General features: G+C 63.4%; 1 protein-coding gene. It reads right to left on the reverse strand.

What is annotated here, in order from left to right; genetic code table 11:
* On the reverse strand, positions 1–259 hold a 259-nt coding region (locus SB765_RS28615; protein WP_410932355.1), incomplete at its 3' end, for a LysR family transcriptional regulator.
* Positions 260–328: the final 69 nt, after the last annotated feature.

The following is a 328-nucleotide window of genomic DNA, read 5'->3' on the forward strand; positions in this document are numbered from 1 at the left end:
CGAACGATAACTGCACCGCATCGAAGAAGATCGACCCGGCCACGGTCAGCTCCACCGCGCGGCCGACCCGGGTGAACAGTTCGGCACCCAGGTAGGTCTCCAGCTCGCGGATCTGCCGACTTACCGCCGCCTGGGTCACGCACAGCGCTTCGGCGGCACGGGTGAAGTTCTGGTATTTGGCGGCCGCGACGAACACTTTGACCGCGCGCAGCGAAGGCATCTTGAGCAGGGTCTGATCGGGTTCGGAGTGTCTGACCATAGTGCTGGGGTGGGGTCCTTCGTCTAGCCAAGGCCCTCACTCTAGCCTTTGCGCACCCTGCGGTAAATG

It is taken from the genome of Pseudomonas sp. SIMBA_067, from assembly GCF_046534675.1.
GTDB lineage: Bacteria > Pseudomonadota > Gammaproteobacteria > Pseudomonadales > Pseudomonadaceae > Aquipseudomonas > Aquipseudomonas putida.